Annotated in this window: 18 protein-coding genes and 1 pseudogene; 10 read left to right on the forward strand and 9 right to left on the reverse strand. The window is 73.2% G+C overall.

The window, feature by feature from the left end; genetic code table 11:
• Positions 1-6: 6 nt before the first annotated feature.
• Entirely contained in the window at positions 7-450 is a 444-nt protein-coding gene (locus tag AB0M83_RS35560) for a nitroreductase family deazaflavin-dependent oxidoreductase (RefSeq protein WP_364523920.1), read from the forward strand.
• Complete coding sequence (locus AB0M83_RS35565; RefSeq protein ID WP_364523922.1) at positions 447-1643, forward strand: FAD-dependent oxidoreductase; 1197 nt, start codon at positions 447-449, stop codon at positions 1641-1643. The genes AB0M83_RS35560 and AB0M83_RS35565 overlap by 4 nt, the downstream gene beginning before the upstream one ends.
• Here AB0M83_RS35565 and AB0M83_RS35570 read toward each other — a convergent pair.
• Positions 1613-2074 carry an SRPBCC family protein gene (locus AB0M83_RS35570; RefSeq protein ID WP_364523924.1) on the reverse strand — a complete coding sequence of 154 codons (462 nt, stop codon included), beginning with the start codon at positions 2072-2074 and terminating at the stop codon, positions 1613-1615. The genes AB0M83_RS35565 and AB0M83_RS35570 overlap by 31 nt on opposite strands.
• Positions 2075-2192: 118 nt before the next feature.
• On the opposite strand from AB0M83_RS35570, the gene AB0M83_RS35575 reads away from it, so the two are divergent.
• Positions 2193-2630 carry a DUF4383 domain-containing protein gene (locus AB0M83_RS35575; RefSeq protein WP_364523926.1) on the forward strand — a complete coding sequence of 146 codons (438 nt, stop codon included), beginning with the start codon at positions 2193-2195 and terminating at the stop codon, positions 2628-2630.
• On the opposite strand, the gene AB0M83_RS35580 is transcribed toward AB0M83_RS35575, so the two are convergent.
• Complete coding sequence (locus AB0M83_RS35580; RefSeq protein ID WP_364523928.1) at positions 2581-3831, reverse strand: glycosyltransferase 87 family protein; 1251 nt, start codon at positions 3829-3831, stop codon at positions 2581-2583. The two genes, AB0M83_RS35575 and AB0M83_RS35580, sit on opposite strands and share 50 nt — an antisense overlap.
• Positions 3832-3940: 109 nt before the next feature.
• On the opposite strand from AB0M83_RS35580, the gene AB0M83_RS35585 reads away from it, so the two are divergent.
• The 3 genes from AB0M83_RS35585 (at position 3941) to AB0M83_RS35595 (ending at position 6584) form a co-directional block, all read left to right on the forward strand.
• Entirely contained in the window at positions 3941-4168 is a 228-nt protein-coding gene (locus AB0M83_RS35585) for a hypothetical protein (protein ID WP_364523930.1), read from the forward strand.
• Positions 4169-4237: 69 nt separating this feature from the next.
• Entirely contained in the window at positions 4238-5365 is a 1128-nt protein-coding gene (locus tag AB0M83_RS35590; RefSeq protein WP_364523932.1) for an acyltransferase, read from the forward strand.
• Positions 5366-5384: 19 nt separating this feature from the next.
• On the forward strand, positions 5385-6584 hold the full coding sequence (locus AB0M83_RS35595) for a cysteine desulfurase-like protein (RefSeq protein WP_364523934.1): 1200 nt from the start codon (positions 5385-5387) through the stop codon (positions 6582-6584).
• 121 nt (positions 6585-6705) lie between these two features.
• On the opposite strand, the gene fusA is transcribed toward AB0M83_RS35595, so the two are convergent.
• The 6 genes and pseudogenes from fusA to AB0M83_RS35625 all read right to left on the reverse strand — a co-directional run bounded on the left by fusA (position 6706) and on the right by AB0M83_RS35625 (position 17186).
• Positions 6706-8646: an elongation factor G gene (fusA, locus tag AB0M83_RS35600; protein ID WP_364523936.1), complete on the reverse strand. Its 1941-nt coding sequence runs from the start codon at positions 8644-8646 to the stop codon at positions 6706-6708.
• Between the two features lie 302 nt (positions 8647-8948).
• Entirely contained in the window at positions 8949-9170 is a 222-nt protein-coding gene (locus AB0M83_RS35605) for a hypothetical protein (protein ID WP_364523968.1), read from the reverse strand.
• Between the two features lie 208 nt (positions 9171-9378).
• Positions 9379-9561, reverse strand: a pseudogene (locus AB0M83_RS35610) (hypothetical protein); the annotation flags it as partial.
• Between the two features lie 397 nt (positions 9562-9958).
• The gene (locus tag AB0M83_RS35615; protein ID WP_364523938.1) at positions 9959-11599 is read right to left on the reverse strand and encodes a helix-turn-helix domain-containing protein; all 1641 of its coding nucleotides are present in this window, start codon (positions 11597-11599) and stop codon (positions 9959-9961) included.
• A gap of 52 nt (positions 11600-11651) precedes the next feature.
• The gene (locus AB0M83_RS35620; protein ID WP_364523940.1) at positions 11652-13358 is read right to left on the reverse strand and encodes a hypothetical protein; all 1707 of its coding nucleotides are present in this window, start codon (positions 13356-13358) and stop codon (positions 11652-11654) included.
• 219 nt (positions 13359-13577) lie between these two features.
• Positions 13578-17186, reverse strand: coding sequence for a discoidin domain-containing protein (locus tag AB0M83_RS35625; RefSeq protein ID WP_364523942.1), 3609 nt, complete (start codon positions 17184-17186; stop codon positions 13578-13580).
• Between the two features lie 230 nt (positions 17187-17416).
• Between AB0M83_RS35625 and AB0M83_RS35630 the strand changes: the two genes are divergently transcribed.
• Entirely contained in the window at positions 17417-17851 is a 435-nt protein-coding gene (locus AB0M83_RS35630; protein ID WP_364523944.1) for an SRPBCC family protein, read from the forward strand.
• Positions 17852-17888: 37 nt separating this feature from the next.
• On the opposite strand, the gene AB0M83_RS35635 is transcribed toward AB0M83_RS35630, so the two are convergent.
• Positions 17889-18758, reverse strand: coding sequence for a MerR family transcriptional regulator (locus AB0M83_RS35635; RefSeq protein ID WP_364523946.1), 870 nt, complete (start codon positions 18756-18758; stop codon positions 17889-17891).
• A 475-nt stretch (positions 18759-19233) separates the two neighbouring features.
• Here AB0M83_RS35635 and AB0M83_RS35640 point away from each other — a divergent pair, with 475 nt between their 5' ends.
• The 3 genes from AB0M83_RS35640 to AB0M83_RS35650 all read left to right on the forward strand — a co-directional run bounded on the left by AB0M83_RS35640 (position 19234) and on the right by AB0M83_RS35650 (position 22856).
• Positions 19234-19614, forward strand: coding sequence for an STAS domain-containing protein (locus tag AB0M83_RS35640; protein WP_364523948.1), 381 nt, complete (start codon positions 19234-19236; stop codon positions 19612-19614).
• Positions 19615-19827: 213 nt separating this feature from the next.
• Positions 19828-21348: a hypothetical protein gene (locus AB0M83_RS35645; protein ID WP_364523950.1), complete on the forward strand. Its 1521-nt coding sequence runs from the start codon at positions 19828-19830 to the stop codon at positions 21346-21348.
• On the forward strand, positions 21345-22856 hold the full coding sequence (locus AB0M83_RS35650) for a hypothetical protein (RefSeq protein ID WP_364523952.1): 1512 nt from the start codon (positions 21345-21347) through the stop codon (positions 22854-22856). The genes AB0M83_RS35645 and AB0M83_RS35650 overlap by 4 nt, the downstream gene beginning before the upstream one ends.
• Position 22857 lies beyond the last annotated feature (1 nt).

The raw sequence follows: 22857 nt of genomic DNA on the forward strand, positions 1-22857 counted from the left end.
AACCGGGTGGACATCCGAGCGCTGAACGCCGAAATGACCGCCAAGCTGATCGGCTCGCCCGGCGAGGCGCCTCCCGAAGGCGGGTACGCGCTGCGCGTCGTCGAAACCCGCGGCCGCAGCACCGGCGAACCACGGCGCGTGCCGCTGGCCGTCGTCGCGCGGGACGGCGGGCGCTACCTCGTCTCGCCCGTGCGCGACCGCGACTGGGTCGCCAACCTCCTCGACGCGCCGGAGTGCGCGCTGCTCGCGGCCGGCGAACGGCAGGACTGCCACGCGGAGACCGTCGACGGCGACGAGGCCGCCGGAGTCGTCGCGACCTACCTGGCCGCGATGTCCGTGCCGTGGGCGGTCAAGGCGTTCCCCGTCCCCCAGGACGCCACCCCGAGCCAGATCCTCGAGCACCTGGACGGAATGGCGGTCCTCAAACTGACCACAGTGGACACGGCGTGAGCGTCGCCGTCGCGGGCGGCGGCCCGGGCGGGCTGCTGCTCGGCTACCTGCTCGCCCGCGCCGGGATCGACGTAACGGTGCTCGAAGCGCGCTCCGACTTCGATCGCGACTTCCGCGGCGACTCGCTGCACCCCTACACCCTCGAACTCCTCGACCGGCTGGGCCTGGCGACCGGCCTCCTGCGGCTCGACCACTTCAAGGCGCGGTCGTTCCGCTTCCACACGCCGTCCGGCGTCTACAGCTGCGCCGACTACGACCGCCTCGACACGCCGTTCGGCTACGTCGCGCTGATGCCGCAGGTGCGGTTCCTCGACTTCCTCGCCGAGCGCGCCGCGGCCCTGCCGTCGTTCACGCTGCGGACGAACGCCAAGGTGACCGGCCTGCTCGAAACGGACGGGAAGGTGACCGGCGTCCGGTACCGGGGCGGTGAGCTCACGACGTCGCTGGTCGTCGGCGCCGACGGGCGCTTCTCCACCGTGCGGCGGCTCGCCGGTCTCGAGGCGAAACCGCTCGGCGCGACCACCGACCTGCTCTGGTTCCGGCTGCCGCGCTCCCCCGGCGATCCACCCGACGCCGACCTCGACCTCTACTTCGGGCGCGACGCCTACGTCGGCGTCCTCGGCGGGGTCCGCGACTGGCAGGTGGGCTACAGCATCGAGAAGGGCTCGTACCCGGCCCTGCGCGAACGCGGGGTCGAGCCGATCCAGGCGTTCCTCCGCGAGCGCGTGCCGTGGCTCGCCGACCGCGCGCACCTGCTCACCGACTTCTCGCAGACGACGCTGCTGTCGGTGGACATCTCCCGCGTCGAGCGCTGGTACCGCCCGGGCCTGCTGCTGCTCGGCGACGCGGCCCACGTCATCTCCCCCGTCGGCGGCAACGGGATCCTCATGGCGATCCAGGACGCCGTCGCCGCGGCGAACCGCCTGATCCCGGCCCTGCGCCGCGGTGACGCGGGGCCGGCCGCCCTCGCCGGCGTCCAAGCCGACCGCATCCGCGCGATCGAGCGGGTCCAGGCCGGCCAGGTGCGGGTCGAGAAGCGCGCCGCCGCCGCGCGGGCACGCGGCCGCGGCACCGCTCCCCCGGCCCTGCTCAAGTTCCTGTTCCCCGTCCCCGCGCTGCGCACCCGCGGCGCGCGCGGCAACGCCTACGGGCCCTTCCCACCTCAGCTCGACGAGTCGCTCTTCGCGTCGTAGGACGTCCAGCCACCCTGACCCTCCGCCGCTTGGACGTCGGCGTCGGCGGTCGCGGCGTGGGTCATCGCGGCCACCGTGCGTTCGAGGCCCTGCTGGACCTCGCCGCCATCGGCCTCGCGAACGCTGTGCAGCGTCACCGTGATCTCCGACGACGCCGGGCCGTCCTCGGCGATCCGCAGCTCGCCGTGGTAGTCGTCGGGACCTTCCGCGCCCCAGGACAGCGAGCGGTTCGCCGCGTCGGTGTGCAGCCACGCCTCGCTCGCGACCCGTTTGCCGTGGACCTCGGCCTCGACGTGCACGCTGTCGCCGTCCGTCGGCTCGGCGACCTTCATGTCCGGGAAGTACCGCGGCAGGTTCTCGGGGTCGCTCAGGAAGGCGAACAGCTCGTCGGCCGGGACGTCGGCGGTCGCGGTGTGGCGGTACTCGGTCATCGTCAGCTCCTCGTCGGCGGTCGGATCGGGTCCCGGTTACCCCACCGGCCCCGGGCCAACCCCGGAACAACCCCGCGGAAAGTGCATTAAACGGGCTCTCACGGGGAATCTGGAGAACATGACGACCACCGAACCCGAGGCTCGGGTGCCGAGGCGGGGGCCCGCGCCCGTGCAGGGCATGGGCATGCTGATCGGCCTGCTGTTCCTGGTGCTGGGCGCGCTCGAGCTGATGCCGGGCGTCACGGTCGGCGAAGGGGCCGCGCGGGCCCTGTTCGGGGTCTTCGCGGTGTCGGGGGCGTGGACGCTCGTGCACCTGCTGACCGGCGCGGCCGCGGTGTTCTGCACCCGCTCCTCGCGCGCGGCCGCCCGGTTCCTGCTCATCGCCGGGGCGTGTTACGCCGTGGTCGGGCTCGTCGGGCTGCTGCCGCTGCCGCGGGCGGTCACCGACGCGCTGCCGCTGAACACCGCGGGGATCTGCCTCGCGCTCGCCCTGGGCACGGCGATGCTCATCCTCGGCGCGGGCTGGCTGTGGCGACGGCCGGAACGGCGCCGCTGAAGTCGTCCACCGGCCGCGAGAACCGCGCGAGCACCGCCGTGACCAGCACCGCCAGTCCGAAAAGGACATAGCCGTTGCCGGTCAGCTGCTGGAGCAACGTCCAGTCGCGCTCCACTTCGCCGCCGCGCGGCCACCACCACTGCGGGCCGGTGACGAACAGCACGGCGCCCACCCCGGCCACGGCGGCGAACCCGCGTCGCCCGGTGCGGCGCGCGAGTTCCGCCCAGCCGAGCAGCACGACCACGGCCCAGACCCAGTGGTGCGTCCACGAGATCGGCGAAACGAGCAGCCCGCCGACGGCATTCAGGCCGAGGGCGACGGTCCGCTCCCCCGCGGCCAGCGCGCGTCGCACGCCCAGCGCAGTCAGCACGAGCACCACCGCGACCAGCGGCAGCCACCACGCGGTCCGCGCGCCGGCCGGCACCCCCGCCCGGGCGAGCAGCCCGAGCAGGGACTGGTCACCGGCGTAGGTCGGCTCGCCGACGCGACCGGTGTCCCAGAGCGCGCTCGTCCAGTACCGCGCCGAATCCGCCCCGGCGAGCAGGAACCCCAGCGCCGTCGCGGCCAGGAAGGTGACGACGCTGGTCACGGCGGCCCGGGTGTCCCGGCGGAGCAGGAAGTACAGCAGGAAGATCGCCGGGGTCAGCTTGATCGCGGCGGCGATCCCGATCAGCAAGCCACGCGGCCACCGCGGGGTGTCGACCAGGACGTCCAGGACGACGAGGGCGAGCAGGAGCAGGTCGAGCTGACCCGCGTACACCGTGCGCAGGACCGGCTCGAGCACCTCGGCGGCCAGCAGCAGCGCGCCGACCCGGCGCCAGTCGCAGCGCGCGCCCAGCGCACGCAGCACCGTGACCAGCACCAAGGCGAGCAGCCCGAGCGTGCCCACGGTGACCACGAGGCAGGCGGCCCAGTACGGCAGCACCGCGAGCGGCGCCAGCACGATCGCCGCGAACGGCGGGTAGGTGAAGAGCAGGAGCTGGCCGTCACCCGTGGGTGGCAGGGCGCCGTACAGCGCGTCGCCGCGCAGCAGTGCCGCCGAGCCGAGCAGGTAGACGTCCAGGTCGACGCGGTACGCGGGGAACCGCAGCCGGCCGTCGTCGTACGACACGAGCAGCGCCACCAGGACGAGCGCGTGGGCGCCCAGCAGCACGTACGTGTTCCCCAGCTTGGCCCGCACCCAGTGTCCCCCTCGGATCATCCTAGGGATTCTGTCGGGTCCCCGCGGGAGCGCCATCCGGGAAACCCCCGGACTCGGCCCCGGAACTCCGCCCTCGAAAACAGGTTGCCCACCATGCCAGCCTGAGCGGATGGGGACACCGACCGGCTTCACCTACCGCCTCGACGAAAGCGGCACCGTGACGATCACGCACCACGGCCGCCCGGCCGGGACGCTGCGCGGGTCCGCCGCCGCGCGCTTCCTGGCCGCGGCCGACCGCGGCGACGACCAGCAGCTGCTCATGGCCCGCGCGACGGGCAACTACAAGCACGGCAACGAACGCCAGGCCCGCGACCACGCGCGCAACCGCGGCCGGTGACCGGAGGCGCAGCGGCATTTCCACCGTTCGGGTCTGCCACGGAGGCCGGATGGGCTAACATCGCGCACCGTGCGGATCTCGTCAAAAATTCACGCCAATCCCAACATCGGCTTCGCGTGGCTGAGGATGATCGGCGCGATCACGGTCATCGTCGACCACAGCATGCCGCTGCTGCACCCGGAGCGGCTGACGATCTTCCCCGCGTCCTGGCACATGTCGCCGGGCTACATCGCACTGATGGGGTTCTTCGCGATGAGCGGCTACCAGATCCAGGACAGCTGGGCGCGCGACCCGTCGTGGTGGCGGTTCTCGGCGCGGCGCCTGCTGCGGATCATGCCCCCGCTGCTCGTGGTGCTGCTGGTGACCGTGTTCGTCATCGGCCCGCTCGTGACGACGGCGTCCGACTACTGGACGAACCTGCAGACGTGGCGCTACCTGGTCGGCACGACGGTGCTGTTCTACCTGCAGCACCTGCTGCCCGGGGTGTTCACCGGCAACCCGTACCCGTGGTCGGTGAACGGCGCGATCTGGACGTTGCCGATGGAGCTGCTGGGCTACGGCCTGGTCCTCGTCGCCGGCCTGGTGGTGCTGGCCGGTGCGGGGCGCTGGGTCGTGCTCGTCGCCCTCGGCGGCATGGTCTACGCCGACAGCGTGCTGCGCGCGACGTTCGAGTACCACGGCGCGGGCGGCTCGCTGCTGCTCGTCCCGATCGGGTCGACGGTGTCGTTCCTGGTGCCGTTCGTGCTCGGGGTGGTGCTGCACGCCTACCGGGACAAGATCCCGCTCCGGCCGTGGGCGGCGCTGGTCCTGTTCGCCGCGTACCTGGCGCTGAGCCAGACTCCGGCCAGCCGGTACCTGCTGGCGATCAGCGCCTCCTACGGCGCGATCACGCTCGCGATGCACTGGCCGAAGCGACTGGAAGCCGGCGGGCCGCACGTCTACGGGAGTTACGGCACCTACATCTGGGGCTTCCCGATCCAGCAGCTGCTCATCCTCGCCGGGGTGCGGCAGGTGTGGCTGCTGATCCTGCTGGCCGTGCCGGCCTCCTACGTCGTCGGCCGGCTGTCGTGGGAGTACGTCGAAAAGCCGACGCAGCGGCTGCGGCGGTACATCCGGCCGCCGGCTCCGGTCCGGCGGCCGGTGGCCGCGCCGCCCCAGCTGCCGGTCACGGCGGCCGCGCCCGGCCGGAGACCCTGACGCCTGGCACGCTGGCGCCATGAGCTACGACGTGCGGACGATCCGCAAGCACTTCCCCGGCCTCGCCGCCGCGCACTTCGACGGGCCGGGTGGCTCGCAGGTCCCCGACGTCGTCGGCGAGGCGGTGGCGGGGACGCTGTGCTCCGGCATCGCCAACCGCGGCGTCGTCACGGCCGCCGAGCGCCGGGCGAGTGCGGTGGTCGCCGAGGCCCGCCAAGCCGTCGCCGACCTGCTCGCCGCCGACCCGGCCGGGGTCGTGTCCGGACGCAGCATGACGCAGCTGACCTACGACTTCTCCCGCGCGCTCGCGAAGACCTGGGGCCCGGGTGACGAGGTCGTCGTCACCCGCCTCGACCACGACGCGAACATCCGGCCGTGGGTCCAGGCCGCCGAAGCCGCCGGCGCGACGGTGCGGTGGGCGGCCTTCGACCCGGCGACCGGTGAACTGGACCCTTCGGACATCAGCGGGCTGCTGTCGTCGCGGACCAAGCTGGTCGCGGTGACGGCGGCGTCCAACCTGCTGGGCACCCGGCCGGACATCCCGGCGATCGCGGCCGCGGTGCACGACGCGGGCGCGCTGCTGTACGTCGACGGAGTCCACCTGACGCCCCACGCACCGGTCGACGTCACGGCGCTGGGGGCCGACTTCTACGCCTGCTCGCCGTACAAGTTCCTCGGCCCGCACCTCGGCCTGGTCGTGGCGGCGCCGGCGTTGCTGGAAACGCTGCACCCCGACAAGCTGCTGCCGTCGACGGACGCGGTGCCGGAGCGGTTCGAGCTGGGCACGCTGCCGTACGAGCTCCTGGCCGGCACGACGGCGGCGATCGACTTCCTCGCCGGACTCGTGCCCGGTTCGGGGACGCGCCGAGCCCGGCTGGTCGCCTCGATGTCCGCTTTGGAGGAGCACGAGAACGCGCTGCTGACCCGGCTCGACGCGGGGTTGGCGGCGCTTCCGGGAGTCACCCGGTACGGCCGGCCGGGGCGGCGCCGGACGCCGACGGTGCTGTTCTCCGTCGACGGTGTCGCTTCGCAGGCCGTGTATGAGCACTTGGGGACGCAGGGGGTCAACGCGCCGGCCGGGAGTTTCTACGCGATCGAGTGCTCGCGGCACCTGGGTCTCGGGGACAGCGGCGCGGTGCGGGCCGGGATCGCGCCGTACACGACGGAAGCCGACGTCGACGCGTTGCTCGCCGGGGTCACGTCGGTCCCCCGCAGGTAGGTCCGCCGCGGCTGGTCGTGAAGCGCCCCAATGTGGCCTTGGTTGCGTCCAACGCACCCAATGTGGCCTTCGGTGCGTTGAACGCACCGAAGGCCACATTGGGGCGCTTGAGCCCGGGCGCTTACGGGACCGGCGCGTAGCCCGCGGGCCGCGCGGTGAACGTGCCGCGGCCTTGGGTCCGGCTGCGCAGGCGGTTCGCGTACCCGAACAGCTCCGCCACCGGGACCGTCGCCGTCACGAGCGCCGTGCCGCCGCGGACGTCCGAGCCGGCCACCCGGCCGCGGCGGGCCGCCAGGTCGCCGAGCACGCCGCCGACCGCGTCGGCCGGGACCGTCACCGCCACTTCGGCCACCGGCTCGAGCAGCCGCAGAACCGACGAACGCAGCGCTTCCCGCAGGCCGAGCCGTCCCGCCGTGCGGAACGCCAGCTCCGACGAGTCCTTCGGGTGCGTAGCGCCGTCGGTCAGCACCACCCGCAGGCCCGTCACCGGGTGCCCGCCCAGCGGCCCGTCGGCCAGCGCGTCCCGGCAGCCGGCCTCGACCGCGCGGACGTACTCGCGCGGTACCCGGCCGCCCACGATCGCCGAGACGAACTCGAACCCTTCCGCCGCCGGCGCGACGTCCAGGACCACGTGGGCGAACTGACCCGCCCCGCCGTCCTGCTTGACGTGCCGGTACAGCAGCCCGGACACCCCGCGGACCACGGTTTCGCGGTGGGCCACCGAGGGCCGCCCGACCGCGACGTCGAGCCCGCGGTCGCGCCGCAGCTTCTCCACCGCGACCTCCAGGTGCAGCTCGCCCAGCCCGGACAGCACCGTCTGCCCGGTCTCGGGGTCGGTCCGCACGACCAGCGACGGGTCCTCCTCCGCCAGCCGCGCCAACGCCGACGTCAGCCGCTCGCCGTCGCCGGCCCGGCGCGGCTCGACGGCCACCGAGACCACCGGGTCCGCCGTCGGTGGCGGCTCCAGCAGCACCGGGGCGTCCGGCGCGCAGAGCGTGGCGCCGACCCGGACCGCCTTCGGCCCGGCCACCGCCACGATGTCGCCGGCCACCGCACTGTCCACTTCGGAATGCCGGTCGGCCTGCACACGCAGGACGCGCGCGATCCGCTCGGTGCGCCCCGCGTCGCGCACCTGGTCTCCCTTCCGCAGCGTTCCCGAGTACACCCGCAGGTACGTCAGCCGTCCCGTGGCCGCCGAGACGACCTTGAACACCAGCGCGGCCAGCGGCGCCGCCGGGTCGGCGGGCCGGTCGGCGCGCACCGGCGGGACGTCCGCCGGCGACGGCAGGTACGCCACGACGGCGTCGAGCAGCGGCTCGATCCCGCGGTCGCGGTAGGCCGCCCCGCACAGCACGACGAGCCCGTCGCCGCTGAGGGTCAGCTCCCGCAGCACCTTCTCCAGCGTTTCCGCCGAGATGGTCCCCGCGACACAGAACTCCTCCAGCGCCAACGGATGCAGCTCGGCGACGGCCTCTTCCAGCACGCGACGGCGTCGCCGCGCCTCGGCCGAGGCGTCCACCGGCAGGCGGACCAGGTCGACGACGCCGGTGAAGCCGTCCTCGCGCCCGATCGGCAGCTGGACGACCAGCGGTGCCGGGTGCAGCCGCGCCCGGATCGACGCCACCGCGGTGTCGAGGTCGGCGCCCGAGCGGTCGAGCTTGTTGACGAACGCGATCCGCGGCACGCCATGGCGATCGGCTTGGCGCCAGACGGTTTCGCTCTGCGGCTCGACGCCCGCGACGGCGTCGAACACGGCGACCGCGCCGTCCAGGACCCGCAGCGCCCGCTCGACCTCGGCGGTGAAGTCGACGTGGCCGGGCGTGTCGATGAGGGTGAGCCGGTGGCCCCGCCACGTACAGCTGACGGCCGCGGCGAAGATGGTGATGCCGCGGTCGCGTTCCTGCGGGTCGAAGTCGGTGACGGTGGTGCCGTCGTGGACTTCACCCGTCTTGTGGGTGGCTCCGGTGCGGTGGAGGATCCGTTCGGTGACGGTGGTCTTGCCCGCGTCGACGTGGGCGAGGATGCCGAGGTTGCGGACGGTGGTCAGGTCGTGCGTGCGCATGGCGCGGTCCTTCGAGGACGATCCGGTTCGGGGCGGCGCGATTCGCCGTGACGATCGTCCACAGAGGAGCGTCACGAACGCGGTGTCAGCCGCGCGGCGGACACCGGAAGCGCGAAGACACGAGGATCACCTCGGACCGCGGACGGGAGACGACGGCGACGGGCACGGCCGGCTCCCTTCCTGCGACGCGATCTTGGACTCAGGGGAGCGTAACGGCGGTTTCCTCCACCGCCAACCGGATTTACGCCCGGACGCCGAAGGCCACCCCGGGCGGCCGGAGTGGCCTTCGGTTCGGGGTTCGATCAGCTGGGGTCCTGGTCCAGGTGCGTGGCCTTCACCGCGTTGCCGACCTGGGTGCAGTCGTCGGCGGTGATGCCCGCGGTGCCCGCCTTGGCGAGCGGCGCGCAGGAGGAGCTGAGGGCTTCGCCGACGTCCTTGAACGTCGCGCTCGGGGTGAGCGTGTTCTCGACGCCCCACCAGATCTGGTCCGGCTGCGGGGACAGCGACGAGCGCGGGTCCTTCATGTCGCGGATCGCGCCCAGCGACGAGCAGCCAGCGGTTGCCGCCGGTGTCTTTGGGGTCGTTCGAGGTGATGCCGATGAACTTGCCGAAGACGTCCGACAGTCCTTCGTTGGTCGAGTCGGCCTGGCCGCCGCTCAGTCCGGACGCGTGCTGCGTGACACCGTGGGTGAGCTCGTGCCCGGTGATGTCGTCGGTGGTGACGCCCTCGCCAAAGGCCATCTGCTCGCCGTCCCAGAAGGCGTTCGCGAACGGGCACTCGCCGTCGACGCAGATCCGGACGGTGCCGCGCAGCGCCTTGCCGGTGCCGTCGGAAGTCCGACGCCTGCCCGAAGAACGTGTAGACGTTGTTGACGTCGGCGACGCCCTCGACCGCACGACGCTGCCGAACGGCATCGCGAGGGAGTTCAGCGCGACTAGCGACGCCGCGACAACGGCCGCGCTCACCGCCGCCGTCCCTGCGATAACCCGTTGCGTGACACCCGGTACACCTCTGTGAAAGCTTGATCACCTGACGTGAAGACCGAGCAGGTTCACACGCCTCGAAGGTGTCGCACACTGGTCGAAAAGTAGGTAGCTGACCAAGTGCAAACCAGAAGTCGGCAGTTAATCACCGACATTTCGGACAGCCACGCCGGGCAATTCGCGTGATCGGAAAGGCATCACGCGTGTCTGGAGAGGCATCACTCGTGATGGAAGGGGCATCACGGTCATGCCCGTGAAATCACGAGTGATGCCCCGCTGATCACACGTGATGCCCCTCGGATCACGTGTGAGGCCTTTTGGCGCACGGTCAGGAGGCGGGCGGGGCCACTACGCGGAGCTGGAGCATGGCCGCGAACCTCGCCTCCGGGTCCGTCATGTCGAAGCCGCCGACCTCGGCGAGCCGGCGCAGGCGGTACCGGAACGTGTTGGGGTGCACGTGGACCGCGGCCGACGCGGCGATGACGTCGCCGAAGGCGTCGAGCCAGGCTCGCAACGTCTCGACCAGGTGGGCGTGGTGCTGCTCGTCGTAGTCCAGCAGGCGCGCGACCGGGCCGGTCGGGCGGTCGCCGCGGGCGGCGACCAGGTCCTGCAGCTCCAGCAGCAACGCTTCGACGTGCACATCGGCCAGCGACGCCACCCGGCGCCCCGGGCCGCTGCCCGAGCGGAGCACCCGCAACGCCCGGTCCGCGCTGTCGCGGGCTTCGGGCAGCTCGGCCGCGCTGCGGGCCACCGGCCCGATCCCGACCACGGCCCGGACACGGTCGCCCACCCGGTCCAGGAAGTCCTTCGCGATCCGCAGGGCGCGGCGTTCGCCGTCGGCGTCCCGGGTGACCGGCACCAGCCCGTACGCGGTGTCGCCCACGAGCGCCGCCGCGCAGCGCGGGTGCACCGCGCTCAGGTGCATCGCCAGGCCGTCGGCCAGGCGTTGCCGTTCGGTGGCGATTTCGGCGTCCTCGGCGCCGTTCTCGAGCACCGCCAGCGCGAGCACGACGACCGGCTGGTCGGCCAGCCCCAGCCGGCTCAGCGCCTCCCGCGCGGCGGCCCCGCCTTCGAGTGCCGTGCTCACCAGGTCCGCGCGCAGCCGGCGTTCGACGTCGGCGCCCGCCCGGACGCGCAGCAGGTGCAGCGCCACCAGGCGGGCCGCGTCGCAGAGGGCCTGCGTGCGGTCGGGCGTCAGCGGCTCGCGCACGGCGGCCCAGATGGAGCCGAGGATCTCGTCGCCCGCCCGGACCGCGACGGCCACGCGGGGGATCTTGAAGCCTTCGGGACTTTCCGGCGGCCGGTCGACGTACACCGGCCGGTCGCTGCGGTAGAGCTCGCGGAACACGCCGCGGTCGGCGAGCATCCGGGAGAACCGTTCGGGCACCTGCCGGCCGAGGATGGTTTCGACCCGCGACGGGTCGGCTTCGTCCTGGCGTCCCGAGAACGCGAGCACGCGCGAACGGCGGTCCTCGATCGTGACCGGGGCGTCGATGAGCGCGCCGATCGCGTTCGCCACCGCGAACAGGTCGCCCGAGGGCAGTCCGGCCAGGGTTTCGGGTTCGGCGTCGCCGACGTCGCCCTCGGCCAGCAGCGACCGCAGCATCGCCGCGAGCTGGGCCCAGGACGCGCCGCGCGCCAGGCTCAGCAGTGCGACGCCGGTGTCCTCGACGGCGGCGGTGATCGCCGCGGTGACGGTGACGGGCGCGCGGACCACGAGGCCGGCCGCGTCGTGCCGGGCCAGGGTCCGCAGCTGGTGCACCACCTCGTCCGGTTCGGCGAGGCCGACGCCCAGCATCAGGGCGTGCTGGGGCAGGGCGGGCTCGTCGAGGGGGTCGTGGATGGCGACGCCGCCGATGCCGCCCGGGCGGTCGCCGTCGCCGAGCACGAGGTCCAGGAGTGTGCCGCCCAGGTCGTCGAGGACGCGGCCGAGGCTGGCGTGCGGGCGCAGGTTCACCGAAACGAGCACCTCCCGAAGCTAGGCGCGGAACCGTCAGCCTAGTTCGTCGGCGGGCACGAATTCAGCATCCGAGTTGGTCGCCGGCGACGAACTCCTCCCACCAGGGGATGATCCGGAAGGAGGCGTCGCCGAGTCCGCGGAAGAACCCGCGCCCCGAGCCGGCCGCGAAGTCCGGCTCGTGTTCGTGCCTGTTGTGCCGCCTGGTCTCCCAAACGTAGAGCGGGATTCCGGCGGGCACGTCGGGGAGTTCGCCGAGCTGTTCGGTGACGAGGACTACGCGGTCGTGCCCGGCGGCGACGGGAGCGGCGGTGCGGAGGTCGGTGGAGTGCCAGCGGATCAGGGCGTGCAGCGGCGACTCTTCCGGTTCGAGCGGGAACCGGCCGCCGCCGAGGAGGACGAGGTCGGCTTCGTCGCACCGCTGGGCGAGGGCGAGCCCGAAGACGATCCGGGTGTCGCTGCACGGTTCGACGACGACGAGGGTGCGCCCGCGCAGCCGTGGGAGCGACTCGAGGCTGTGCCGGGCACCGGCGGCCAGCGCGGGTTCCCACCGGCGGCTGTCGACCGCGCCCCAGGCCGCGGCGAACCGCAACGGCCCCAGCCCGGACGCGCGCACCTCGGCGGGATCGGCGATCCGCGCGGCGACGGCCATGGCGGTTTCGAACCCGATCCCGGCGGCGTCCAGCCGGCGCAGGTGGGCGAGGAGCGCGGAGAGGGGCAGGTGCGGGATCAGGGGTTCCAGGCGGGCCAGGCCGCCGGGTTGGGCCAAGAGGTCGACGAGGGGCAAGGCCGCCAGGACGGTTTCGGAGTGCGGTGGGATCACGGCTCGCCTCAGCCGGGCGAGGGCCTGCCCGGGTGGCGGGTGGCCGGCGCCGGACCTGAGCCCGGCGAGGACATGCAGCGGCCCGGCGGCTGATTGGCGGGCGGCGGAATCGGCGACTGCCCCTTGCGGGAGCGCCACGCGGCTGGAGCGCGGCGCCCGACCTCCGACACTCACCTCGGTCTCCGTACCACTCCCCTGGCGCACCGGCTCGGTCGCCGCCTCACCTCCGGCACCGATCTCGGCGGCCGCGGAAAGCCGCGCGTCGGCGCTTCGCCCGCCGAAGTCGCCTTCCGGAAGCGCGCTCACCGTCGGCAACGTGACCGGCCCCGAACCGGCTTCCTCCGCCACCCCGGCCCACCTCCGCGCCAGGGGCATCGTCGCCGGGATCGTCCGGACCTTCCCGTGGCGCCGGGCCAGTGCGTACCGGAACAGGTCACCCTGCGCACGGTTGCGGGCCCGGGGGTGCACCAGCCTGATCACCTCGCCGAACCGCAGCGGGCGGGGCGTGCCGATTCCGCCGTGGCGGGGCAGGTCACCGCGGACGAAGCCCAGCTCGAAGTGGTGCCCGCCGTCGTCGTACGCCAGCAGGGCCGGCTCGTCGTACAAGCGCGTCACCGCGTCGGCCACTGCGCGCTTCACCGGCTTCGGCAGCGAAGGCCCGTACGTCGCCGCCCAGTACGCCAGCACGTGGCCCGGGTCGTCGGCGCGGTGCAGCACCGACGCGATCACCTGCCGCGACACCCCGTGCTCGCCCCGCTCCAGCCGCCCGGCCACGAACGCTGCCGCCCCGACGAGCGCCGGGTAGCGCATCGGGGTCTCCACGCGCAGCCAGTGCAGGAAACCCGGTACCCACGCCGGGTCCGCCGTCCGCAGCAGCGCGACGTAGCGCTCCCGCTCCGCGCGTGGCCAGGCGAAGAACGCGTCCTGGTACGCCGCCCTCGCCAGCACTGTCCGGTACAGCTCTTCGATGACCGCCCCTCCCCCACTTCAGGCCCGCGAGCGAGGAGAACCGAGACCCGGATCGGCTCCGGGCTGGTCGTCGGCGGACGGTGAGGAGAACGCGCGGCACTCCTCCACTCGCTCCGGAATCGCGACCCACAGCCACGCACCGGTACTCCTCGCTCGCGGAGCCCCGAGCCTAGCGGCGGGGTCCGACAAAAACCGCGGCTAGATCAGCTTGGCCGCCACGTTGTACGCCTCCACCTGCAGCCGGGCGCCCGGCACCCGCCGCCGCGGCTCGACGCGGACCGTGCGGCTCTCCCCCGGCAGCAGCCAGAAGTAGTTGTCGCCGTAGCGGGTCGGCAGGACGCGGTCGGTGCCGTTGCGCTCGCGCAGCGACAGCCGGATCATCGCCGCGACCGTCCTGCCGTCGTTGCGCACGGTCGCCGTGTACGCGTCGCCGTCGGCCTTCAACGACGAAGTGAGCCGCGCTCCCGGCAGCTGGTTGAGCGCGCGCATGGCCGTGTCGCTGCGGTAGCGCCAGTACGTGTTCTCCGACAGCACCGCGCCGTGGGCGTCGGTCAGGGTCAGCCGCAGCAGGTGCAGATCGGGGTGCGCCGCGTCGAAGGGCACGGTGAACGCCGTCGCGCCGACGTTCGCGGCCACGTCGAGCTTCTGCTGCTGAGCCGGCGCGAGGGCCGCGCCATCCAACGAGAACAGCCGCGCGGTGACCGTCACCCCGCTCAACGCGGCCGGCGTGTGGTTGACGACCCGGATCTGCCACGTCGTCAGGTCGGCCTGGACGTGCCGGGCCTCGCAGCCCTTGCGTGCGCCGTAGTAGCTGCCGTTGACGTCGAGGTCGTAGTCGTAGGTCTGCCAGACCGTGCTGTGCCACGCGGGGTGCGACATCCACAGCAGCACGCCGGTGGCGTCCGCCCACAGCTTCGTGTTCCAGGCCTCGAAGATCGCGCGCATGCTCTCGTAGTTGACGAACTGCGCCTTGCGGCAGAACTCCGCGAGGCTCGTCGACGGCGCGAGCCGCGCGTCGATCGCCGCGAGGTAGCTCTGCGGCGACTGGTTGCCGTTCGTCGACCAGTCGTGCAGGAACCACGGCGCGCCGATCGGCCAGCCCGGGTCGCCTTCGCCGACGAGGTTGCGCATGCTCTCGACGACCGACACGGTCGGCAGCCCGATCTCGCTCCAGAACCCGTACTTCCCGCCGGTCGCCTCACCCGTGAAGTACCGCTTGGGGTCCTGCCAGTAATAGGGTCCGTCGCCGGTGATGACGCCACCCGCCGAGTTGCCCTGGTAGAGCAGGTCGGTGTGGTCGTGGACGATGTCCCGCAGCGCGTTGTCGATCACCGGCGGCGGCGTGCCTTCGTTGCAGCCGAACCACACCGTCGCGCACGCGTGGTGGCGGTAGCGCAGCACCGTGTCCTTGGCCTGCGCCAGGAAGATGTCGTGGTTGGCCGGGTCGGTCGACCAGCCGTCCCAGAACTCGTTCCACAGCAGGATGCCGTACTTGTCGCAGGCGTCGAACAGCTCCTGCCGGTAGGACGAGCCGACCCAGTTGCGGATCAGGGTGAAGTTCATGTCGCGGTGCATCGCGACGACGGCGTCGGTCCGCTCGGGCGTCATCCGGCGCAGCAGCTCGTCCCAGCCCCAGCTGCCGCCGCGGGCGAACACCTTGACGCCGTTGACGAGGAAGGTCAGCGGCTTCGGGCTGTTGTCGACCGACGCGGCGTCGGTCCAGGTGCCGCCGTCCTGCGACACCTGGATCTTGAAGGTCGCGGCGTAGGCGGTCTCCCAGGTCAGGACGACCCGGTCGAACGCGGTCGCGGTGCCGAGGTCGACCTGCAGCCACTGGTTGTCCTCGTAAGCCGACGTCCAGCGGGTGTTCGGGTCCCCGTCGAAGGCCCGCTCCGGCGGGTTTCCGTCGGCCACCGACTGCGAAGCCGCGGTCTTGCCCTGCGCGAGGTCCGTGTCCGGCGCAGAGCTGTCGACGACGGACATCGTCCAGAGCGAGAAACCCCAGCTCGTGGCGCGCTTCAGGCCTTGCATCCGGACGAACCGGGCGTTCTGCGGGGCGAGGTCGACGGACTGGGTCGCCCGGCCGTCGGCGATGACGATCGGCAGGTCGTACTGGTAGCCGATCTGGCGCAGGCCGATCTTCGTGGTCCGCCGGTCGCTGGTCGACGCGCCGATCGCCGCGGTGAGCGTCAGGTCGTAGAGGTTCGGCTCGCCGTAGCCGTTCGGCCACCACAGCTTCGGGTTCTTGACCTGCTGTGCCGGGAACGCGACGTCGGTGGTCTGCCCGGCCGGGACGGTGACCGTGCTCGACACGGTCACCGGGCCGAACGCGGCGATGACCTTGACGCGCTGGGCCGTCGAAGCCGCGTTGCGCACCGGCACGGTCAGCGTCACCACGGCGGTGGCGGCGTCGGGCACCTTCGTGTCGACGCGGACGTCGCCGAGCACGGCGGCGCCGGTGGAGCGCAGGCGGACGTGGTCCCAGATGCCGGAGGCGCGGTCGCGGACCGCGGGCATCCAGTCCCAGCCGGACACCGCGAGGTAGGTCGGCGAGTTGTCGAACATCGTGCTGCCGGCGTCGACCCACGAACTGCCGTTGGAGCCCTTGTCACTGGGGCTGCCGGGCCTCGGTATCGGCGAGATCTTCACGGCGAGGGCCTGGTCGCCGGTGCGGCGCAGCGCCGCGGTGACGTCGTAGGCGCCGCGGCCGAACGGGTGGCTCTGGGTGCCGATTTCGGCGCCGTTGAGCCAGATCTGCGCTTCGTGGTTGACGCCGTCGAACTCGAGCCAGACGTGCCGGCCGGCCGAGGTGTCCAGACCGCGCGGGAGCGAGAAGCGGCGGCGGTACCACCAGGCGTGGCGCGACAGCGCTTCCGGGACGTGCAGGTTGTTCATGCCGGACACCGGGTCCGGCAGCCGGCCCTGCTCGACCAGCGAGGCCAGGACCGTGCCGGGGACGGTCGCCGGGAGCCAGCCGCGGGTGTCCACCTCCGCGCCGGAAAGAGCCTTGCCGTCGCCGGCCGGCGCCCAGTCGTCCATCGTGAGGACCCAGCCGGACTCGAGCGGCACGGTGCCGTCGGCCGCGACGGCGAGCGCGGGCGGGTCGTCGTGCGGGCGGACCGGGAAGCTGGTCCAGCCGTGCACCGCCGGGCGGTTCTGCGGGCCGGTGCCGAACACCTGGAAGCCGTTGAGGCCCAGCGGGTTGGTCGTCGAGCGGCTCGACGCGGTGAACCGGACCCAGCGCGCGGTGACGGCGCTGAGCGGGATCGTCACGACGCCGCCGGTGCCGGCGTCGGTGTGGTGGACGGTGCGCCAGGCCTTGCCGTCGCCCGAGACGTCGAGGTCGAACGCCGTCGCGTAGCTGGACAGGATCTCGAAGCCGCTCGTGTGGGAGCGGGACGCGGCGGCGTCGATGGCCGGGTCGCCGGGCCGCGCCTCGAAGGTGAGCACGACCGAGTCGATCCGGCACTCCCCCTGCAGGTCGACGACGATCCACTGGCCGTCGCCGGGGGTGGCGCGCCAGCCGGAGCCCCGCACGCCGACCTGGGCGAGGCCGTCGACGGCGAACTCGGCCGGGGTGGCGGCGTAGTCGGTCGAGGACACCTGGACCGGGCGGAACAGGGCCAGGTCGGTCTTCGGCGCGCGGCCGTCGGCGACGGCGGGTGCCGCGGACGCGACCCCGGGCAGGACCGCCGCGAGGCCGAACCCGGCCAGCAGCCCGGTCCCGGCGGCCAGGACGTGCCGCCGCGAAACGGCGGACACCTCCGCGGGCTCGACATCCGCGGTGATGCCGTACTCCTCCGCCATGCGAACTCCGATCTGCAAGCGGCGGCCGGACCTGGCGGGGTGGCGCCGCGGAGAGAGGGTGACAACGTTGCCAGGAAGCTTCCGCCGTGCGCCTCGGAAGCGTCAAGACGACAAGGAGGACAAGAATTCGGAATAGTTGACATCGATGTCGGCGACCGGCTCGCCGTGCCCCACCGAGCGGTGCCCGTTACGGTTGCAACGGCTGCGCAACGAACGCTCCGGGAGGTCCGATGGTCCAGGTCGAACGCACCGTCACCGTGCGGACGCCGGTCGCGCGGGTCGCGGAGTACCTCGCGGACTTCGCGCACACGGAGGACTGGGACCCGGGCACAGTGTCGTGCACCCGCACGGACGCGGGCCCGATCACGGTCGGCACCGGATGGCACAACGTCTCGGAGTTCCGCGGCCGGCGGACGGAGCTGGACTACCACCTGACCCGGCGCGACGCCGGCCGCGTGACGTTCGTGGGCGAGAACAAGACGGCGACCTCGACGGACGACTTCGGCCTGTCGGCGGGCCCGGACGGCACGATGGTCCGCTACCGCGCCACGATCGTGTTCCACGGGTGGGCGAGGCTGGCGAGCCCCTTCTTGAAGCGCGAGTTCGAGCGGCTCGGGGACGCGGTGGTGCCGGAGCTGAAGCGGGCGCTGGAGGGGCTGGGCTGAGCGTTCCCCGCCTCGTCGAAGCGACTCCGCGCCGCCCCTACCCCTCGGCGTGCTCCACGGCCAGCTCCACCGCCGACGCCAGATCGTTCACCCGGGCGAACCCGCGGTCGCCCAGGTGCTGCCAGCCCGGCCCGGCCGTGCCCACGACGCGGCCGAGGTCGCGCACCCGCGCCGCGAGCAGGTCGTCGGCCGTCGGGGCCGCCAGGGACCACAGCAGGACCAGCACCGGATCGAGGCGCGCCGCCAGGTCGGCGACCGTCTCGGCCGGCACCAGCTGCCCGAGGTAGGCGACCGGGATCCCGGCCTCGGCCAGCGTCGCGCGCAGGGCCTCCATCGGCAGCGAGTGCCGCTCGGCCGGGCAGCAGGCCAGCAGCACCGGCCGGCCCGGGACGGCCGCCGGGAAGCGCCGGCTGAACCGCTCGTACGCCAGCGAGATCTCCGTCGTCAGGGCCCATTCCGACGCGAAGCAGACGTCGCCGCGCTGCCAGCGGTCGCCCAGGCCGCGCAGGACCGGGGCGAAAACGTCGGTCCAGGCCGCGGCCGGGCCGAGCGTGCCGAGGGTCTCGTCAAGCAGCCCCGCGACCGACGCGGACCGCAGCTCCTCAGCGGCGTCCTCGAGCTCGCGCACCCGGCGGGCGGCGGGCACCTCGGGCGGGTCGGCGGGCGTGGCCGCGAAGGCCGTGGCGGCCGCTTCCCGCACGGGCATCCCCCGCGCGACGAGCCGCTGCATGTGCTGCAGCCGCCGGACGTCGGCGTCGGAGTAGCGGCGGTGCCGTCCGGTGGCCGCGGCCGACGGGCCGATCCCGTACCGCGCGCTCCAGCTGCGCAGCGTCACCGGCGAGACGCCGAGCAGCTCGGCCACCTTGCCCGGCGCCCAGGCACCCGTCTCGACGTTCTTCGGATCCACCGTTCCCCTTCGCCTCGCTCAGGGCAGCTTAGCGACGGCCGGGCCACCTGACCGGCGGGGACACGGTGATCGCCGCCGGCGCGGAGATCGCCGGCCGGTGGTCCGGAGATCAGCGGGCCGGCCACGGCCGCCGGGGCCCACCGTCACGCGACGAAGCCGGACCGGCGACACCGGCGCGGGGCACCGGGAACAGCCCGGCGCCACGGGGGACGCGGCGGCGGGGCGTCGGCCTGCCGCGTCCCCCTCGGCGCCGCCCGGCGCCGGGGATCCGGCCCGCGTCGACCGGATCCGGACGGCCGCGGGGTGTGGCAACCCGCCACGGCCTGCCCAGTCCTGCGCGGCGAGGTGCCGCACCACTACGCTATACCCGCTCGCAACGCTTGTGCATCGCTATCCCTCGGATGCCCCAAGGATTCGCCCTCGCGGCGCGTCATTCCGGGCCGCGGTGGGTACTTCGCGGTGCAGGAGGGACCCGATGACCGAGAACCGCACTCAGCCCCGCTTCGCGACGACGAACGAAGCGGGGGTCGTGACCGTCCGCTGCGCGGGCGATCTCGACCTGGCCACCACGACCCGGCTCCGTGACGTGCTGCTGAGCCCGTTCCGCGGCGGCGCGGCCGCGGTCGTCGCCGACCTCACCGAGACGACCTACTGCGACTCGACCGTCTTCAGCGTCCTGGTCGAGTCCTACCGCGAAGCCCGCGCGCACGACATCCCCTTCGCCATCGCGGCGGCCGAGATCGCGGTCGCCCGGCCCTGGGCCATCCTCGGCCTGGACCGCGTGCTGCCCCTGCACGCCGACCTCGCCGCAGCGCACGCCGCGATCACCGGGGCCACGGCCACCCGCGTCTCCTGACCGCCGGCGGACTCCCCGGCCGTCGTCCACAGTGGAGTCCCGTCACACTGCGGGCCCACCCCGGGCATGCCACGATCGGGTGATGGTCGACAGAGCCCGCGGACATAACCGTGACGTAGCACCGCTGTAATGAATCGTCACTACGGTCCCCGGGGCATGTCGATCGGGCAGATGACGGATCCGGCGCCGACGGCGCTTCCCCAGGGTGAAAAGGTGCTTCCGGAAACGAACACGCAGCAGCAGAACGCGCGGGGCCGGTGGCTGCCCGTCTTCGGGGCGGTGCTGGGCGCCGCCCTTTTCCTGGTGGTGCGCGGCAGTCTGACCGACGACGGCTACATCACCCTCGCCTATGCGAAGAACCTGGCCGTGCACGGCGAATGGGGCATCATCCCCGGCTCGCCCGCGAACTCCGCGACGTCACCGCTGAACGTCCTGCTCCTCGCCGCGCTGACGCTGGTGACGCGGGTGACGGGCGATCCGCACCCGGTCGTGGCGCTCGGGATCCTGACGGTCCTGTGCGGCGGTGCGCTCGGCTGGGCCTGGCAACGCATCGGGCGGACGCTGGCGCTGCCGCCCGCGGCCGGGGTGCTCGGGGTCGCGCTGGTCCTGGTCAACCCGTTCGTGCTGTCCGCGATCGGTCTCGAAGTCCTCTTGATCCCGGCCGTCCTGCTGGTGCTGACGGTCTTCGCGCTCGAAGGACGGCCGATCCTGTTCGGCGTCACCGCCGGGCTCACCGTCCTCACCCGGCTCGACCTCGTCGTGTTCGTCGTGGTGATCGCGCTCAGCGCGCCCGCGATCCGGCGGCGGCTGCTGCCGGCCGCCGGTTCCGCGGTGCTGACGGCCGCGCCGTGGTTCGTCTTCAGCTGGGTCGCCTTCGGCTCGTTCGTGCCCGACACGCTGGCGATCAAGCAGACGCAGGCGGGGCTGTTCGCGCCGTGGACCTACACCACCGGGCCGGTGATGTACTACCTCGGCTACCCGGGCACCGTGCTGGTGACGTTCGTCCCGGCGCTGCTCGGCGCGGTCGCGCTCGCCGTATGGGCCGCGGCGCGGTTCTCCGTGCGCTGGCCGGAGTTCCCCGCGCTCGGCCCGGTCGCGGCGCTCGGCGCCGGCGGAATCCTCTACTTCGTCGCCTATTCGTTCATCGGCGTCGGCCCGTTCCACTGGTACTACGTGGCTCCGACGACCACGGTGGGCACGTTCGCCGTAGCGGCCTTCGGTGCCTGGTACGGCCAAGCGCGCGAACGGACGGCGCTGCGCACCGGTCCCCCGCTGCTGGCGCTCGGGCTGACCGGGGTGCTGGTGCTCAGCGCGGCCGCTGTCGATGCCGCACAGGGACTGCCGTGGAAGTCGCCGGTCATCTTCGGGAACTGGGCCAGCGCGCAGGACTACGCGCGCGTCGGCACGGCCCTGGGCGCGCGGCTCGACGGCGCGAGCGTGGCCAGCCCCGGGGAGATCGGCACCCTCGCGTACTACTGCGAGTGCGCCATCATCGACGAGTTCTCCGACCGCGGCCACGCGAAGCAGCTGGTCGAGCAGCGGATCGCGACGGCGAACCCGCTGATGAGCCTCGCGCTGCGGGTGAACTACCACTGGCTGGACCGCTCGATCACCCCCCGCAAACCGGACTACCGGTTGCAGTACGCCTCGGGTCCGGCCACCGGACCCGACAGCTGGCAAGTGGAGTCCGCGGCGAAGGGCGTCGGCCACTTCACCCTCACCCGCGAACCGTGACCGTGGCGCAGCGGCGCGACCGAACGGCACGGGCGATCGCGGCCCCGGAGTCCCGGCCGCGGCGCTGGGTGCTGCCCGCCGCCGTGGCCGTGGGGTCCGCCCTCGTCTTCGCGGTGGTGCGCCCGCACCTCGTCGACGACACGTTCATCACGCTGGCCTACGCGCGCAACCTCGCCTTCCACGGGCACTGGGGGCTGATCGCGGCGGAGACGTCGAACACCGCGACGTCGCCGCTGAACGTCCTGCTCCTCGCCACGCTGACCCTGGTCGTGCGCGACGCGGTGCTCGCCGCCGGCGCGCTGTTCGTGCTGTGCCAGGTCGCGCTCGTCCTCGCGCTGCGCCGGGCCGGCGACCGGGCGGGGCTGCCGTCCTCGTTCGCGCCGGTCGCCGTCGCGCTGCTGACGGTGAACCCTCTCCTGCTGTCGTCGATCGGGCTCGAGGTCGAGCTCGGCGCGGCCGGCGTCGCGTGGCTTCTGGTCTTCGCGGCGGAACGGCGGCCGGCCGCCGTCGGCGTCCTGACCGGGCTGCTCGCCCTCGTCCGCCTCGACCTGGTCGTGGTCGCGCTGGTGCTCTTCGCGCTGCGGCGCCGGTTCTGGGAGAAGGCGTGGCAGTCGGTGCTCGCCGCCGCGGCGGTCGCGCTCCCCTGGTTCGCCTTCAGCTGGGTGGTGCTCGGGTCGGCGGTGCCGGACACGGTGATCATCAAGACGCTGCAGAAGTCCTGGGGACAGTGGGACTTCGGCAACGGCCCCGGGCTCTACGCGGACGTCTTCCCGGGGGCGACCGTCGCGTCGTTCCTCCCGGCCGCGCTCGCCCTGCTCGCCTTCGCGCTCTGCGTCGCGGACGCGGCCCGGGGAGGCCCGCTGTGGGCCCGGGTGCGGCCGTTCGCCCCGCTGGTGCCCGCCGGGATCGCGCACTACCTGGCCTACGCGCGGCTGCACGTCCCGCCGTACCACTGGTACTACGGGCCGAGCCTGGTCGCGGCGACGCTCTTCCTCGCGGCCGCCGCGACGGCCGCGGTGCGCGTGCCGGCCCTGGTGGCGGCCGCCGTCGCGGTCGCGGGCGTCCTGGTGATCGGTGTCGGCGCCTACGCGGCCGGTGGCCTGCCGCGGCGGTTCGCGCCCCTGATGTCCAACCACGCCGCGACCGCGGACTACGAGCGGATCGGCCCGGAGCTGGGCCGGCTGGTCGGCGGTGGCACCGTGCGCAGCGGCGGTGAGATCGGCGTGCTGGCCTACAGCTGCGGCTGCGCGATCGTCGACCTGTTCGACGACCGCGGCGCCGTCGGGCCGGCCATCACCGAGCGCGAGGCCCACCTCGGCGCGCTCGGGCGGGCGCTGGTCGACGTCAACTTCCGGTTCTTCGACTTCGGCGACCGGCCGATCGTCACCGACTACGCCCTGGTGCGCGGCGATCCGCCACCCGGTGCGCTGGCCCGCTGGACGCTGACGTCGCCGTGGGCCGGCACCCAGCAGCTGCATCTCGTCCGGGGCAACGGAAGCGGAGCTTGAG

Source organism: Amycolatopsis sp. NPDC051106, from assembly GCF_040682775.1.
Lineage (GTDB): Bacteria > Actinomycetota > Actinomycetes > Mycobacteriales > Pseudonocardiaceae > Amycolatopsis.